This is a genomic window from Kluyvera sp. Awk 3, assembly GCF_028069715.1.
Classification (GTDB): domain Bacteria; phylum Pseudomonadota; class Gammaproteobacteria; order Enterobacterales; family Enterobacteriaceae; genus Kluyvera; species Kluyvera georgiana_A.
This window is the reverse complement of sequence record NZ_JANEWH010000008.1, coordinates 14717-29502: the sequence shown is the minus strand read 5'-3', so window position 1 is coordinate 29502 and position 14786 is coordinate 14717. Positions and strand designations below refer to the sequence as shown.

The 14786-nt window shown below is 56.5% G+C and carries 16 protein-coding genes and 1 other RNA gene; 12 read left to right on the top strand and 5 right to left on the bottom strand.

Annotation, left to right across the window (positions count from 1 at the left end):
- Positions 1-51: 51 nt before the first annotated feature.
- Together NNN71_RS03420 and NNN71_RS03415 are read left to right on the top strand one after the other, a co-directional pair.
- Complete coding sequence (locus tag NNN71_RS03420; protein ID WP_271457882.1) at positions 52-429, top strand: helix-hairpin-helix domain-containing protein; 378 nt, start codon at positions 52-54, stop codon at positions 427-429.
- Between the two features lie 110 nt (positions 430-539).
- Positions 540-938, top strand: coding sequence for a YbgC/FadM family acyl-CoA thioesterase (locus NNN71_RS03415; RefSeq protein WP_163445932.1), 399 nt, complete (start codon positions 540-542; stop codon positions 936-938).
- 134 nt (positions 939-1072) lie between these two features.
- Here NNN71_RS03415 and queC read toward each other — a convergent pair whose 3' ends face one another.
- Both queC and NNN71_RS03405 read right to left on the bottom strand, forming a co-directional pair.
- Positions 1073-1768 (bottom strand): 7-cyano-7-deazaguanine synthase QueC, encoded by a 696-nt coding sequence (queC, locus tag NNN71_RS03410; RefSeq protein ID WP_223804041.1) that lies wholly within the window; start codon positions 1766-1768, stop codon positions 1073-1075.
- A 67-nt stretch (positions 1769-1835) separates the two neighbouring features.
- A complete protein-coding gene (locus tag NNN71_RS03405) occupies positions 1836-3536 on the bottom strand; it encodes an SgrR family transcriptional regulator (protein WP_271457881.1) in 1701 nt (566 codons plus the stop codon).
- 99 nt (positions 3537-3635) lie between these two features.
- On the opposite strand from NNN71_RS03405, the gene cof reads away from it, so the two are divergent.
- Positions 3636-4454, top strand: a complete 819-nt coding sequence (gene cof / locus NNN71_RS03400; RefSeq protein ID WP_271457880.1) for an HMP-PP phosphatase — start codon at positions 3636-3638, stop codon at positions 4452-4454.
- 45 nt (positions 4455-4499) lie between these two features.
- Here the strand turns inward: cof and NNN71_RS03395 are convergent, their stop codons facing one another.
- On the bottom strand, positions 4500-5552 hold the full coding sequence (locus NNN71_RS03395) for a PLP-dependent cysteine synthase family protein (RefSeq protein WP_271457879.1): 1053 nt from the start codon (positions 5550-5552) through the stop codon (positions 4500-4502).
- Between the two features lie 113 nt (positions 5553-5665).
- On the opposite strand from NNN71_RS03395, the gene NNN71_RS03390 reads away from it, so the two are divergent.
- The 5 genes from NNN71_RS03390 (at position 5666) to amtB (ending at position 11561) form a co-directional block, all read left to right on the top strand.
- Positions 5666-6124, top strand: a complete 459-nt coding sequence (locus NNN71_RS03390) for an Lrp/AsnC family transcriptional regulator (protein WP_065356870.1) — start codon at positions 5666-5668, stop codon at positions 6122-6124.
- A gap of 23 nt (positions 6125-6147) precedes the next feature.
- Positions 6148-7923 carry a SmdA family multidrug ABC transporter permease/ATP-binding protein gene (locus tag NNN71_RS03385; RefSeq protein WP_163445936.1) on the top strand — a complete coding sequence of 592 codons (1776 nt, stop codon included), beginning with the start codon at positions 6148-6150 and terminating at the stop codon, positions 7921-7923.
- A complete protein-coding gene (locus tag NNN71_RS03380; protein ID WP_271457878.1) occupies positions 7916-9694 on the top strand; it encodes a SmdB family multidrug efflux ABC transporter permease/ATP-binding protein in 1779 nt (592 codons plus the stop codon). The genes NNN71_RS03385 and NNN71_RS03380 overlap by 8 nt, the downstream gene beginning before the upstream one ends.
- A 208-nt stretch (positions 9695-9902) precedes the next feature.
- Entirely contained in the window at positions 9903-10241 is a 339-nt protein-coding gene (gene glnK / locus NNN71_RS03375; protein WP_004858743.1) for a P-II family nitrogen regulator, read from the top strand.
- Positions 10242-10274: 33 nt separating this feature from the next.
- Complete coding sequence (gene amtB / locus NNN71_RS03370; RefSeq protein ID WP_064548126.1) at positions 10275-11561, top strand: ammonium transporter AmtB; 1287 nt, start codon at positions 10275-10277, stop codon at positions 11559-11561.
- A gap of 138 nt (positions 11562-11699) precedes the next feature.
- On the opposite strand, the gene tesB is transcribed toward amtB, so the two are convergent.
- On the bottom strand, positions 11700-12560 hold the full coding sequence (gene tesB / locus NNN71_RS03365) for an acyl-CoA thioesterase II (protein ID WP_065356867.1): 861 nt from the start codon (positions 12558-12560) through the stop codon (positions 11700-11702).
- 218 nt (positions 12561-12778) lie between these two features.
- Here tesB and NNN71_RS03360 point away from each other — a divergent pair, with 218 nt between their 5' ends.
- The gene (locus NNN71_RS03360; RefSeq protein WP_163445938.1) at positions 12779-13279 is read left to right on the top strand and encodes a YbaY family lipoprotein; all 501 of its coding nucleotides are present in this window, start codon (positions 12779-12781) and stop codon (positions 13277-13279) included.
- Between the two features lie 77 nt (positions 13280-13356).
- Here NNN71_RS03360 and NNN71_RS03355 read toward each other — a convergent pair whose 3' ends face one another.
- Positions 13357-13668, bottom strand: coding sequence for an MGMT family protein (locus NNN71_RS03355; RefSeq protein WP_065356865.1), 312 nt, complete (start codon positions 13666-13668; stop codon positions 13357-13359).
- A 165-nt stretch (positions 13669-13833) separates the two neighbouring features.
- On the opposite strand from NNN71_RS03355, the gene ffs reads away from it, so the two are divergent.
- The 3 genes from ffs to NNN71_RS03340 all read left to right on the top strand — a co-directional run bounded on the left by ffs (position 13834) and on the right by NNN71_RS03340 (position 14698).
- Positions 13834-13930, top strand: an RNA gene (ffs, locus tag NNN71_RS03350) — signal recognition particle sRNA small type.
- Positions 13931-14237: 307 nt separating this feature from the next.
- Entirely contained in the window at positions 14238-14486 is a 249-nt protein-coding gene (locus NNN71_RS03345; RefSeq protein ID WP_249022213.1) for a hypothetical protein, read from the top strand.
- A complete protein-coding gene (locus NNN71_RS03340; RefSeq protein WP_065356864.1) occupies positions 14483-14698 on the top strand; it encodes a hypothetical protein in 216 nt (71 codons plus the stop codon). The genes NNN71_RS03345 and NNN71_RS03340 overlap by 4 nt, the downstream gene beginning before the upstream one ends.
- Positions 14699-14786: the final 88 nt, after the last annotated feature.

Below are 14786 nucleotides of genomic sequence, written 5' to 3'. Positions count from 1 at the left end.
TCCGCCGCTCGTTATGGTGCTCTGGTCATTAACCAATAAGGAGACATCAATATGAAACGTGGAATCAAACTGTGTGTTATCGCCGCCGTTATGGCCTGTGCCGGAGTCAGTTTCAGCACGCAGGCCGCCCAGCCCGCGGCGGCAAAAACGCCAGCAGCGCAGAGCAGCGTGAGCGCCGCGCCGGATACACAGGCGAAGGCCGTGCCGGGGAACAAGAACGCTGAGGATGAAGGTACCAGGGTGAGCATCAATACGGCGTCAGCCGAAGCGCTGGCCCAGGCGATGAATGGCGTCGGCTTGAAGAAAGCGCAGGCCATCGTCAGCTATCGCGAGGAGTATGGCCCCTTCAAAACGCTGGACGATCTTAAACAAGTACCGGGAATGGGCAGCTCGCTGGTTGAGAGGAATCTGGCGCACCTCACGCTTTAATTTACTTTGACGGTTTGCACTCGGCTGAAAATTTGCCAGACTAAAGAGGTCATACCAGTGGTGTGACCTCTGACTCTATTCATAATTTAAAATAACAAGGCTATGGCGCTATGCAGACACAAATCAAAGTTCGCGGTTATCACCTGGACGTGTACCAGCACGTTAACAACGCCCGCTATCTGGAGTTTCTGGAAGAGGCCCGCTGGGACGGGCTGGAAAATAGCGCGGGGTTCCAGTGGATGAGCGCGCACCACATTGCCTTTGTGGTGGTGAATATCAACATCAACTACCGCCGCCCGGCGGTGCTGGGCGACGTGCTGACGGTGACCAGCAAAGTGGAGCAGCTAAACGGCAAAAGCGGCGTACTCAGCCAGGTGGTGACGCTAAATCCGGAAGGCCAGGTGGTGGCCGATGCGCTGATCACCTTTGTGTGTATCGATCTGAAAACCCAGAAGGCGCTGCCGTTGGAAGGCGAGTTGCGGCAGCATCTGGAAGCAATGGTTGAGTAATGTGTTGAGACTGAAGGTAGCGTAATTCGTAGGCCTGATGAGCTAAGCGCCATCAGGCTGCGCAGCGCAGTTGCCGGATGGCGGCGTTGCCTTATCCGGCCTGGCATCCTGTTTTATCGATAATGTCTCAAGACTTATTTCAGTCCGGTTTTTTGTTTCATCGCGGCCATCACGCCCGGCTTATCCGCCAGATAATGATTTAACCCGTTGGCGCGAAGATGGCAGGCCGCGCAGTGGCCGCAGCCATCGCCCTTAATGCCGTTGTAGCAGGTCAGCGTCTCGCTGCGCACCAGATCTAGCTTGCCCCAGTAGTCCGCCAGCGCCCAGGTCTGCGCTTTGTCCAGCCACATCAGCGGCGTTTCAAAACGAATATCTTTCGCCATCCCTAAGCTCACCGCATGGTTCAGGGCCTTCACGAATTCGTCGCGGCAATCCGGATAGCCGGAGAAGTCGGTCTCGCACACGCCGGTAATGACCGCTTCTGCATGCACCTGATAAGCGTAAATCGCCGTTAGCGTCAGGAACAGAATATTGCGCCCCGGCACGAAGGTGTTGGGAATGCCATCGGCACTGGGCTCATAGTCCGGTACCGGAATGCTGTCGCGGGTCAGGCTGCTGACCGCCAGTTCGTTCAACAGAGTGACGTCCAGCACCTTGTGCGCGCGGGCGCCTAGCTTTAAGGCCAGTTCGCGGGCGACGTCAATTTCGGCGCGGTGGCGCTGACCATAATCAAACGTGACGCAGTGCACTTCATCATATTGATGCAGCGCCTGCACCAGGCATGTAGTGGAGTCTTGTCCACCGCTAAAGACGACAACGGCACGTTTCATGGTTTTTCCTGTCTGTGAATCTGAAAGCCGCTATGGTAACGCCTGTGCGGCGCGGCGACCAGCTTCTTCACCGCACGGTGGGCGGCAGCCAGGCCGCGCTAAAATCGAACCAGCCGCGGGCGTTAAGGCGAATGCCGTTAACCCCCGGCGGCGCGCTAACCTGGTACTGATAGTTAAACAGCGGCGTCAGGATGGCGTCACTCATTAAGCGCGTAAAAATACGCTTCAGCGCGGCAATTCGCAGGCCGTCATCCGGCAACGCCTGCGCTTCATCCAGCGCCGACTGCACGCGGGCAGCCTGTGAATCGGTAAACAGTGCCGGCCACAGCGCGTCGCAGCGTAGCCATTGTTCCAGCGCATATTCCGGCATCTCGCCGATGAGCCTGTCGCCCATAAACAGGTCGGCCTGGGGGAGGTGGGGGCAACCGGTCCAGCTTTTGGCATCATAGAACAGCACCGTTAATTCGCAGCCTTGCCGTGCGAGTGCGATTTTCAACTCCTCTGCCATCGTATGCAGTTCGACCGGCAGGTGATAAAGCAGAGTGAGACGGGAAGGCAGGGCGACTTCATCGTCTTCCGGCACCAACGGGATATCCCAGCCAGGCAGCATCTCTTCGCTTGGTGTTATCAGGTTTTCGCCTAGCGGCAGGCTTTGCAGCAGGCCGGAGCGGTGAATCAGCGCGATGACCCGCTGCGCCTGCGCCATGCTCAGTCGTGGGCTCTGACGCAACGCCAGATAGCAAAAACCGAGGCTAATACTGTGGCTGACTAACCGTAGCTCAGCCAACTCCTCCGGCTTGCCGATGGCTATCTGCACTGGATGCTGGCAGCTGGTGCCGAGCCCTTGCTCGAACAACTGTGGCGTGATCCAGTACTCGATCGCCTGGAGCAGCGGATGGCTTTGATGATAGCGATGGTGACTCTCAATACGCACCAGCTCAGGCTCGAAGATCTTCAGCATAAAGGGGCCGGTCCCTTGCACCGGGTCGTCCGGATGCGCCAGCACGCTGCAGTAGCTGGCCAGCCGGTGCGGTAGCCAATAGTCCGGGCGATGAAGGATAAAGCTCAAACACTGAGGGTGGGTTTGGGTAATTTCTTTCACGCTGGCGAACAGCTTTGCCAGCTCCGGTAGTTCGAAGAGCATCAGCAGACGGCGGCGTAGCTGTTCCGTCTCGACGGCGTCACCGTTGTGCCAGTGCAGCGTTGAGCGAATGTAAAACTGCCAGTGCAGCCCGTCCGGAGAAACCGACCAGTGGTGAGCCAAATCCCCCTGCGGCTGAGAGGCCTCATGGTTGAAACGGGTCAAGCCTGAATAGATCTGTCCGGCTAGATGTTGCTCTGCACGCCCGGAGAGGAAGCCGGGATGCAGTGGTTCCAGCGGGCGATAGTAGGGAATACGCAGCGTCGGCGTGTTGTTTTGCCACTGACCGCCGAGAAACGGATGCAGTAGCGCCCGCAGCTCAACCGGGGCAATTTGCGCGAGTTCCAGCGCATTGTGCTGTTCCCCACGGTTGAGTGCGGTCTCCATCATCTCATTACGCAGCGCCTCCGGTGTGGTGTGAAAACGTAGCTGACCACGCTTACCGCGCCCGGACTGCGCCTGCCAGCTGAGCCACCCGGCCTCCTGCGCCTGACGCAGCAGCGTGCGCACATGGCGCTCGCTGCAAAAACAGCGTGCGGCCAGCTCGGCAATGGTCACCTGCTGATCGTCACCCTGCGACGGCAGCCACAGACGCTGGAACTGATTTAAACGATTTAACAGTCGCATATAAACCCGGAACAATAAAAATGAAGTATTCAGTATTACTTCCGTATATCCCAGCAGATACTGACTGACAAGAGAGAGCGATCACAGGTGGGATAAATCATGGCAAGACTGGCGGCGTTTGATATGGATGGCACACTGTTGATGCCAGACCATCGTTTAGGCGAGAGAACCGTTGCGGTACTGAAACGGCTGCGCGAACGGCAAATTACGCTGACTTTTGCTACCGGACGTCATGTGCTGGAGATGCGTCCGCTGGTCGACACGCTTTCGCTGAACGCATATTTAATTACCGGTAACGGGACGCGCATTCATACCCAACAGGGCGAAGTGCTGTATCGCAGCGACCTTGCTGCAGACGTCGCCGAGCAGGTGCTGCATTCCTACTGGGATACCAAAGCCAGCATGCACGTTTTTAACGATAACGGCTGGTTTACCGGGCGCGAGATCCCGGAATTACTCAAGGCGCATGTGTATAGCGGTTTCTCCTACCAGCTGCGCGATCTGCGGCGGATCCCGGCGCATCAGGTGACCAAAATTTGTTTCTGTGGCGATCACGACGATCTCTGCCGCCTGCGTATTCAACTCACAGAAGCGTTGGATGAGCGCGCCGACATCTGTTTCTCAGCGATAGACTGTCTGGAGGTGCTGCCGCGTGGCAGCAACAAAGGCGCGGCGCTGAAGGTGCTGAGCGACCATCTTGGCGTCGGCATGGAAGAGTGCATGGCCTTTGGCGATGCCATGAACGACCGTGAAATGCTGGGGCTGGTGGGCCGGGGCGTGATCATGGGCAACGCAATGGGGCAGCTTAAAGCGGCTCTGCCTCATCTGCCGGTTATTGGAAACTGCGCCAACCAGGCGGTTTCCCACTATTTAACGCATTGGCTGGATACACCAAATCTACCTTATTCCCCCGAATAGAGAGACTTACCAGCAAGCCCGGCATCTGATGATGTCGGGCTTTTTTTATTGGGCGATCAGTTGCTCGATTTCACGACGCCACGGCGCGATATCGCCGATGTTATTCGCCACCCATTCGGCGTTGTAATAGGTATCAAGATAGCGCTCGCCGCTGTCGCACAGCAGTGTGACGATCGAACCGCTTTTTCCTTCGGCGCGCATTTGCGCAGCCAGCTGCAGCGCGCCCCACATATTGGTGCCGGTGGACGCGCCCACTTTGCGGCCCAACTGGGTTTCCAGCCACTGCGCGGTGGCGACGCTGGCGGCGTCCGGCACGCGCAGCATGTCATCGACGACGTCCGGGATAAACGACGGTTCGACGCGCGGGCGGCCAATACCCTCGATTTTACTGCCGACGCTGCCGCGTAGGCTGGCGTCGCGGTGCTGCCAGTAGTCGAGGAAGACTGAATTTTCCGGATCGACGACCAGCAGTCGCGTGTCGTAACCCTGGCAGCGAATGTAGCGACCAATGGTGGCGGAGGTGCCACCGGTGCCCGCGCTCATCACCACCCATGACGGCACCGGATTCGGTTCGTGAGACATCTGGCGGAAAATGCTGTCGGCAATATTATTGTTGCCGCGCCAGTCGGTGGCGCGTTCTGCGTAGGTGAATTGATCCATATAATGGCCGTTCAGCTCGCGGGCCAGTTTTTCCGATGCGGCGTAGATTTCACAGGCACTCTCCACGAAATGGCAGCGGCCGCCGTAGAATTCAATTTGCTCGATTTTACGTTTCGCCGTGCAGGCAGGCATAACCGCAATAAACGGCAGCCCCAGCAGGCGGGCAAAATAGGCTTCGGACACCGCAGTGGAACCGGAAGAGGATTCAATAATCGTCGTGCCTTCCTGAATCCAGCCGTTGCACAGCCCATAGAGGAACAGCGAACGCGCCAGGCGGTGCTTCAGGCTGCCGGTGGGATGGGTGCTTTCATCTTTCAGATACAGCTGAATATCGGGGAAAGCGGGCAGCGACAAACGAATCAGATGCGTATCGGCGCTGCGTTGATAATCGGCGTTAATTTCGCTAATGGCATTTTTGACCCAGGTGCTATTCATCATCATTTTTCCGTTTGTCATTTTGTGCCCAGCTTAGCGAAAACGGCAGAAAAAATTGTTGCCATCTGACCTTTAAAATACAATTAAGAGAGAAAATTTTTCTCTCGGTGAAGGTAATGCTAGATAAAATTGACCGTAAGCTGCTCTCCTTGCTGCAGAATGACTGCACGCTCTCTTTGCAGGCGTTAGCGGATGCCGTTAATCTGACCACCACGCCATGCTGGAAACGGCTTAAACGGCTGGAAGATGACGGCGTGCTGCTCGGGCGTGTGGCGCTGCTGGATCCGGAAAAACTCGGTTTAGGGTTGACGGCGTTCGTCCTGATTAAAACCCAGCATCACAGCAGCGACTGGTACAGCCTGTTTGTCAGCGAAGTGACGCAAATGCCTGAGGTGCTCGGCTTCTGGCGTATGGCCGGGGAGTATGATTACCTGATGCGCGTGCAGGTTGCTGACATGAAACGCTACGATGATTTTTACAAAAGCCTGGTGAATCGCGTCCCCGGACTGTCGGACGTCACCTCAAGCTTTGCGATGGAACAGATTAAATACACCACAGCACTTCCCATCGAATAACTCTATCTCTGGAATTTTACTGCGTGCGATTATTTGCTCAACTTAGCTGGTACTTTCGTCGGGAATGGCGTCGCTATCTCGGCGCCGTGGCCCTGCTAATTATCATTGCCATTCTCCAACTGATTCCGCCAAAAGTCGTGGGGATCGTGGTTGATGGCGTGACGCAACACCACTTCACCGCCGGTAAGCTGATGATGTGGATTGGCACTATGGTTCTGATTGCCGTGGTGGTCTATCTGCTGCGCTACGTCTGGCGCGTGCTGCTGTTTGGGGCATCCTACCAGTTGGCCGTCGAACTGCGTGAAGATTTCTATCGTCAGCTCAGCCGCCAGCATCCGGAATTCTATCTGCGCCACCGTACCGGCGACCTGATGGCGCGGGCCACCAACGATGTTGACCGCGTGGTCTTCGCCGCCGGGGAAGGCGTGCTGACGCTGGTGGACTCGCTGGTGATGGGCTGCGCGGTGCTGATCGTGATGTCCACCCAGCTCAGCTGGCAGCTGACATTATTAGCGCTGGTGCCAATGCCGATTATGGCGCTGGTTATCCATCGCTACGGCGATCTGCTGCACGAGCGCTTTAAAGTGGCGCAGGCGGCGTTCTCCAGCCTTAACGATCGCACCCAGGAAAGCCTGACCAGCATTCGCATGATCAAAGCCTTCGGCCTTGAAGACCGGCAGTCTGCGCAGTTTGCCGCCGACGCGGCGGACACCGGGGTGAAAAACATGCGCGTCGCGCGTATCGACGCGCGCTTTGACCCGACGATTTATATTGCTATCGGCATGGCGAACCTGCTGGCGATTGCCGGCGGTAGCTGGATGGTGATGCAGGGCGATCTGACGCTCGGCCAGTTGACCAGTTTTATGATGTACCTTGGGTTGATGATTTGGCCGATGCTGGCGCTGGCGTGGATGTTCAACATCGTCGAGCGCGGCAGCGCAGCCTATAGCCGCATTCGCACTTTGCTGGCGGAAGCGCCGGTGGTGAACGATGGCGTCCAGCCGGTGCCGGAAGGGCGCGGTACGCTCGCGCTGGCGATACACCGCTTTAGCTACCCGCAAACCGACAAGCCGACCCTTGAGGAGGTTAACGTCACGCTGAAACCGGGGCAAATGCTGGGCATCTGCGGGCCGACCGGCTCTGGGAAATCGACTATTCTGGCGCTGATTCAGCGCCACTTCGACGTGGATGACGGTGAGATCCGTTTCCACGATATTCCTCTACGCCAGCTTCAGCTCGATGCCTGGCGCAGCCGTCTGGCGGTCGTCAGCCAGACGCCGTTCCTGTTTTCCGATACGGTGGCCAGCAATATCGCATTGGGCTGCCCGAGCGCCACGCAGGAAGAAATTGAACGCGCGGCGAAGCTGGCCTGCGTGCATGAAGATATTCTGCGTCTGCCACAGGGTTACGACACCGAAGTGGGCGAGCGTGGCGTGATGCTCTCCGGCGGGCAAAAACAGCGCATTTCGATTGCTCGCGCGCTGCTGCTGGACGCTGAAATCCTGATTCTCGACGACGCGCTGTCGGCGGTTGATGGCCGTACTGAGCATCAAATATTGCATAACCTGCGTCAGTGGGGCGAAGGGCGGACAGTCATTATCAGCGCCCATCGCTTATCGGCGCTGACTGACGCCAGCGAGATCATCGTGATGCAGCATGGGCATATTGCCCAGCACGGGCAGCATGAACAGCTGGCGGCGCAGGCGGGCTGGTATCGTGATATGTACCGTTATCAACAGCTGGAAGCCGCGCTGAACGACGCGCCGGAAGAAGAGAAACCGGAGGAAGTGAATGCGTAGTTTCGGGCAACTGTGGCCAACCTTAAAACGGCTGCTGGCCTACGGCTCGCCGTGGCGTAAGCCGCTGTCGATTGCCGTGGCGATGTTGTGGGTGGCGGCTGCCGCTGAAGTGAGCGGGCCGCTGCTGATCAGCTATTTTATCGATAATATGGTGGCGAAAGACATTTTGCCGTGGGGGAAAGTGGCTGGTCTTGCGGCGGCCTATATTGGCCTGCAACTGCTGGCCGCGACGCTGCACTATAGCCAGTCGCTGCTGTTTAACCGCGCGGCGGTCGGCGTGGTGCAGCAGCTGCGAACCGACGTGATGGATGCCGCGCTGCGCCAGCCGCTAAGCGAATTTGATACCCAGCCGGTTGGTCAGCTTATTTCGCGGGTAACCAACGACACCGAAGTGATTCGTGACCTTTACGTGACCGTGGTGGCGACGGTGCTGCGCAGCGCGGCGCTGATTGGCGCCATGCTGGTCGCCATGTTCAGCCTCGACTGGCGCATGGCGCTGGTGGCGATTGTCATTTTCCCGGCGGTCATGACGGTGATGGTGATTTATCAGCGTTACAGCACGCCGATTGTACGCCGCGTGCGTGCGTATCTTGCCGACATCAACGATGGCTTTAACGAAGTGATCAACGGCATGAGTGTGATCCAGCAGTTTCGCCAGCAGGTGCGCTTTGGCGAGCGTATTGGCGAGGTCAGCCGTTCACACTATCTGGCGCGTATGCAAACCCTGCGGCTTGACGGCTTCCTGCTGCGCCCGCTGCTGAGCCTGTTTTCCTCGCTGATCCTCTGTGGGCTACTGATGTTGTTCGGCTTTAGCGCGCAGGGAACGATTGAGGTGGGGGTGCTGTACGCCTTTATTAGCTACCTGGGGCGTCTGAACGAACCGTTGATTGAGCTCACCACCCAGCAGTCAATGCTGCAACAGGCGGTGGTCGCCGGGGAGCGCGTCTTTGAGCTGATGGATCGTCCGCGCCAGCAGTACGGCGAGGATATTGCGCCGTTAGCCAACGGTGACATTGATATTGATAACGTGTCGTTTGCCTACCGTAGCGACAAAATGGTGCTGCAAAATATCTCGCTGTCGATTCCGGCGCGGAGCTTTGTGGCGCTGGTCGGGCATACTGGCAGCGGCAAGAGTACGCTGGCCAGCCTGCTGATGGGCTATTATCCGCCGAACGCGGGGGAGATTCGCCTCGGCGGTCGTCCATTGTCGAGCCTGAGTCATCATGTGCTGCGCCAGGGGATCGCCGTGGTGCAGCAGGACCCAGTGGTGCTGGCAGATTCGTTCTTTGCCAACGTCACACTGGGGCGTGATATCAGTGAGGCGCAGGTCTGGCAGGTGCTGGAAACGGTGCAACTGGCGGAGCTGGCGCGCAGCATGAGCGACGGTATCTATACCCATCTTGGCGAGCAGGGCAATAACCTTTCGGTTGGGCAGAAACAGCTGCTCGCGCTGGCTCGCGTGTTGGTTGATACCCCGCAGGTGCTGATTCTCGACGAAGCGACCGCCAATATCGACTCCGGCACCGAGCGCGCTATCCAGCAGGCGCTGGCCGCCGTGCGTCAACACACCACGCTGGTGGTGATTGCTCACCGTTTATCGACTATCGTCGAAGCGGACACCATCATGGTGCTTCATCGTGGGCAGGCGGTAGAACAGGGAACGCATCAGCAACTGCTTGAAGCAAAAGGGCGTTACTGGCAGATGTATCAACTACAGTTGGCCGGGGAAGAACTGGCCGCCAGCGCTCAGGACGATGCTTTGACCGCCTGATGCACCAGAGACAGGCATTTTTCTAACAGAATGCATTTGTGACGCGCATCATGCACTCGCATGGTGCGTTTTTCTTTTTTGTCCCACGATTTCCCGCACACCATCCCTGATTATCCCGCATGAATGCCGTTTTTTCATTTCTGGCACGCCCCTTGCTTTATCTGTTGTGTGTTCGCAGCCACTACCAAATTCTGACTGGAGGGGATCTATGAAGCTGGTTACCGTGGTAATCAAACCATTCAAACTCGAAGACGTTCGCGAAGCGCTGTCTTCTATTGGCATTCAGGGCTTAACGGTGACGGAAGTGAAAGGCTTTGGTCGCCAGAAAGGTCATGCAGAGCTTTACCGCGGTGCGGAATACAGCGTCAACTTCCTGCCGAAGGTTAAGATTGATGTGGCTATCGCCGACGATCAGCTCGATGAAGTCGTCGACGTCATCAGTAAAGCCGCTTATACCGGAAAAATTGGCGACGGTAAGATTTTTGTCGCCGAACTGCAGCGCGTAATCCGTATTCGTACCGGCGAAGCCGACGAAGCGGCGCTGTAATTCCCAGACAGCACAGTAATAGGGATCGAGATGATGAAAAAAACAATGGTAAAAACGGGGTTGAGCGCGCTGGCGCTGTTGCCGGGTCTGGCGATGGCGGCACCGGCGGCGGTGGATAAAGCGGATAACGCCTTTATGATGATTTGTACCGCGCTGGTGCTGTTTATGACCATTCCGGGCATTGCGCTGTTCTACGGCGGTCTGATTCGCGGTAAGAACGTGCTCTCGATGCTGACGCAGGTCGCGGTCACCTTCGCTCTGGTGTGCGTACTGTGGGTGGTTTACGGCTATTCCCTGGCCTTCGGCACTGGCGGCAGCTTCTTCGGTAGCTTCGACTGGATCATGTTGAAAAATATTAAAATCACCGATCTGATGGGCTCCTTCTATCAGTACATCCACGTGGCGTTCCAGGGCTCCTTCGCCTGCATCACCGTGGGGCTGATTGTCGGCGCGCTGGCGGAACGTATTCGTTTCTCTGCGGTGCTGATTTTCGTGGTGATTTGGCTGACGCTCTCCTACATCCCGATCGCCCATATGGTGTGGGGCGGTGGTCTGCTGGCAAGCCATGGCGCGCTGGACTTTGCGGGCGGCACGGTGGTGCACATTAACGCGGCGGTAGCCGGTCTGGTGGGCGCTTACCTGATTGGTAAACGCGTAGGCTTCGGTAAAGAAGCTTTCAAACCGCACAACCTGCCGATGGTGTTTATTGGCACGGCGATCCTCTATTTTGGCTGGTTCGGCTTCAACGCCGGTTCCGCCAGCGCAGCGAATGAAATTGCCGGTCTGGCCTTTGTGAACACCGTCGTCGCGACTGCCGCCGCTATCCTCGGCTGGGTCTTCGGCGAGTGGGCGCTGCGCGGCAAACCTTCGCTGTTGGGTGCCTGTTCCGGTGCAATTGCAGGGCTGGTGGGTATCACTCCGGCATGCGGTTATATCGGTGTTGGCGGCGCGCTGATTCTGGGTATTGTGGTGGGTCTGGCCGGTCTGTGGGGCGTGACTTCCCTGAAACGCTGGTTGCGTGTGGATGACCCCTGCGACGTGTTCGGTGTCCACGGGGTGTGCGGCATCATCGGCTGTATTCTGACCGGTATCTTTGCTTCAACCGCGCTGGGCGGAGTGGGGTACGCTGAAGGCGTCACCATGAGCCATCAGGTGCTGGTGCAGTTAGAAAGTATCGCCATCACTATCGTTTGGTCCGGCGTTGTGGCCTTCATCGGTTATAAAGTGGCGGATCTGACGGTGGGTCTGCGCGTGCCGGAAGAGCAGGAGCGTGAAGGTCTGGACGTCAACAGCCACGGCGAAAACGCCTACAACGCCTGATAACGCCTGTCACCCGGCCGAGCATTGCGAAGCCGGGAATCCGCCGACACTGACGTTTGCGCCTCATTCGACGGATCATGAGTTATCTCCAAAGCCAAAAAAGCCTCCCATTGGGAGGCTTTTTGTGCGTGAAGCGCATTAGTTGCGGTTACGCATGACGCCTTCCTGCACCGTCGAGGCGACCAGCACGCCATCCTGAGTATAGAATTCGCCGCGCACAAAACCGCGCGCGCTGGAGGCCGAGGTGCTTTCCACGCTGTAGAGCAGCCATTCGTTCATGTTGAACGGACGGTGGAACCACATCGAATGGTCGATGGTCGCCACCTGCATGCCTGGCTCAAGGAAGCCAACGCCGTGCGGCTGCAGTGCCACTGGCAGGAAGTTAAAGTCCGAGGCATAGCCAAGCAGATACTGATGGATGTGCAAATCATCCGGCACCGCGCCGTTAGCGCGCATCCATACCTGGCGGCGCGGTTCAGCGACGTGCCCCTTCAGCGGGTTGTGGAACTCAACCGGGCGAATTTCCAGCGGCTTATCGCAGAGAAACTTCTCTTTGGCCTGCGGCGGCAGCAGATGCGCCAGCGAGCGGGCGATGTCGGTTTCAGAAGGTAGACCGTCCGGCGATGGCGCTGCTGGCATGCTTTTCTGATGCTCGTAGCCCGGTTCCGGCGCCTGGAAAGAGGCGGTCATATAAAAGATCGGTTTACCGTGCTGAATGGCCGCGACGCGACGGGCGCTAAAACTGTTGCCGTCGCGCAACACTTCGACGTCGTAAACGATCGGTTTCTGGCTGTCGCCCGGGCGCAGGAAGTAGCTGTGGAACGAGTGTACCAGTCGATCGGTCGGGACCGTTTCTTTCGCGGCATACAGCGCCTGGCCAACAACCTGCCCGCCAAAGACCTGACGGAGGCCAAGATCTTCACTCTGGCCGCGGAACAGACCTTCTTCAATTTTTTCCAGATTTAATAATGTCAGCAGATTCGATAGCGCCTGGCTCATTGATACCCTCTATATTTTTACTGTCACAGCGTCAGGTGAATGTTTCCATTATAACGCAGTTTCGCCAGTGGTCCGATGGGTTCAATTATCTGAATAATGGGGCATTTGCAGGCATTAATGTGAAATATGTGCCACACTTGAGCGGTAAAAGTTGTTAAGGCGATGTCACTCAATTGAGAAAACAGCCTTAATTTGAGTGAGCGAAAAGGAGAATGCTAATGAAACTCGTGCCGATCTTAAGCGGTCTGGCGATTGCGCTGACCCTCGCGGGCTGTGCCCAGACTCACCAGCAAAGTCAGAATCAGACGCCTGCGCCGCAAGCAGCAACTCAGGCTGAGGCCATTACCGGCCCGACCGTCTCTGGTAACGTGTGGATTCGCCAGAAAGTGGCGCTGCCGCCGGAAGCGGTGCTGACGGTCACGCTGTCGGATGCTTCCCTGGCCGATGCGCCGGCAAAAGTGCTGTCGCAGAAAGTGACCCGTACCGAAGGTAAGCAGGCGCCGTTTAGCTTTGTGCTGCCGTATAACCCGGCAGATATTCAGCCTAACGCCCGCATCCTGTTAAGCGCGGCGGTGACCCTCGACGGTAAGCTGCTGTTTATTACCGATACTATCCAGGAAGTCATCAACCACGGCGGTACCAAGGCCGATGTGACCCTGGTTCCGGTACAGCAAACCGCGGTACCGGTGCAGGACACCGCGCCGGTTCAGGTGCCGTAAATGAAAATGCCCTCCAGCGAGAGGGCATTTTTTTGTTCGCCGCAGACTGACGACGTCGGTGCTGTGACGCCAGAATCTCAATATCGCCAACGATACTTCTGCATATCAATTTGTCCGCTCCCCGATACCTGTACCCCTTCAGCCAGCAGCGCCTGACGCTGGCGTTGAAGATCCGGCCCGGTAAGCGATATTGCGCCGTGACGGTTTACCACCCGGTACCACGGCAGCGTTGAGCCTTCCGGCAGGCGTTTGAGCACGCCGCCTACCTGCCGCGCGGCGCGCGGGGAACCAGCCAGCCGGGCGACATCGCCGTAGGTCGTCACATACCCTTCCGGAATGGAGGCGACGATTTGCCAAACGCGTTGGGGGAAAGAATCTAAAGCATCCATAGTCAGTTCCTGAAGGCAGAACCTTTAGCATAATCAGCCTGATGTCCCGTGTGAAGGGAGGATTGCGCAAGAATCCAGCAGGTAGAAGCGGATAGCTTGCAATTGCCTGCTTCAGCAGGGATAATGCGCCAGCGCGTTGGGTAACAACGCTCTCAATGGGGGCTCTGTTGGTTCTCCCGCAACGCTACTCTGTTTACCAGGTCAGGTCCGGAAGGAAGCAGCCAAGGCAGATGACGCGTGTGCCGGGATGTAGCTGGCAGGGCCCCCACCCATTTGTATTTCCTCTTCTTTTTCATTCTCCGTAACGTTATTAATCCCTTTATTTATTAAGGTTATTCTCGCCTGCGCGTCAATTAAGCTTCATTTATTTGTAATAATACTGTCATGTACGTGTCATAAATTGTATTTAAATTAATATTGGGTATTTATATTGCCTGTTGTGTTAAAAATATATTTGTGGAATGTGTTGTTGAGTTCATGTATTAGTTATTACAGAAATAATACACAAAACCATTTTTCAGTGGTTAACACACGCGTTCGGGATGACGCGTTGCTACGGGAAGGTAAACATGACAATTGCAGTGCTGAACGTAAAAATTGATGAGACCGTTAAAGAGAAACTTCGTCACTATGCTGAGGCCAATGGCCTGACTTTAGGGGCCGCGGCGGAGAAGCTACTGTTGTCGGGCTTTACGGCGGAAGAAGAGGCGGGTGTATGTGAAGACGACATCGATAGCCAGCATACGGAAGAGGATGTCGCCCCCTTTACACCTAAAGAAATCAAAGCATTACGTAAATTACTGAAGAAGAGAAAATGAAACAGCAACCGACAATAGCGTGTAACTATAGTGAAGCCTGCGCTCTGTTACGCTCGGGCTACGTCAAGCATGTTCTTCTTAACTGGAACGTCGGCAGCGATGAATTCTTTCGTATCGCCTCTGACTGGTGTGATACCGGGGCAAAAATTAAGAAAGAGGGCGAATCTTTCGTTATTTCACTGAAAGGCTTTCCGATTCCTCCGCAGCACTAATATATTCTTTTATTTGGCGTTATCTTTTTAAAGAATATATCAGCGCCAGGCCGGTTTCGTTATTGGGTGGCGAGATAGGTATGCGCAC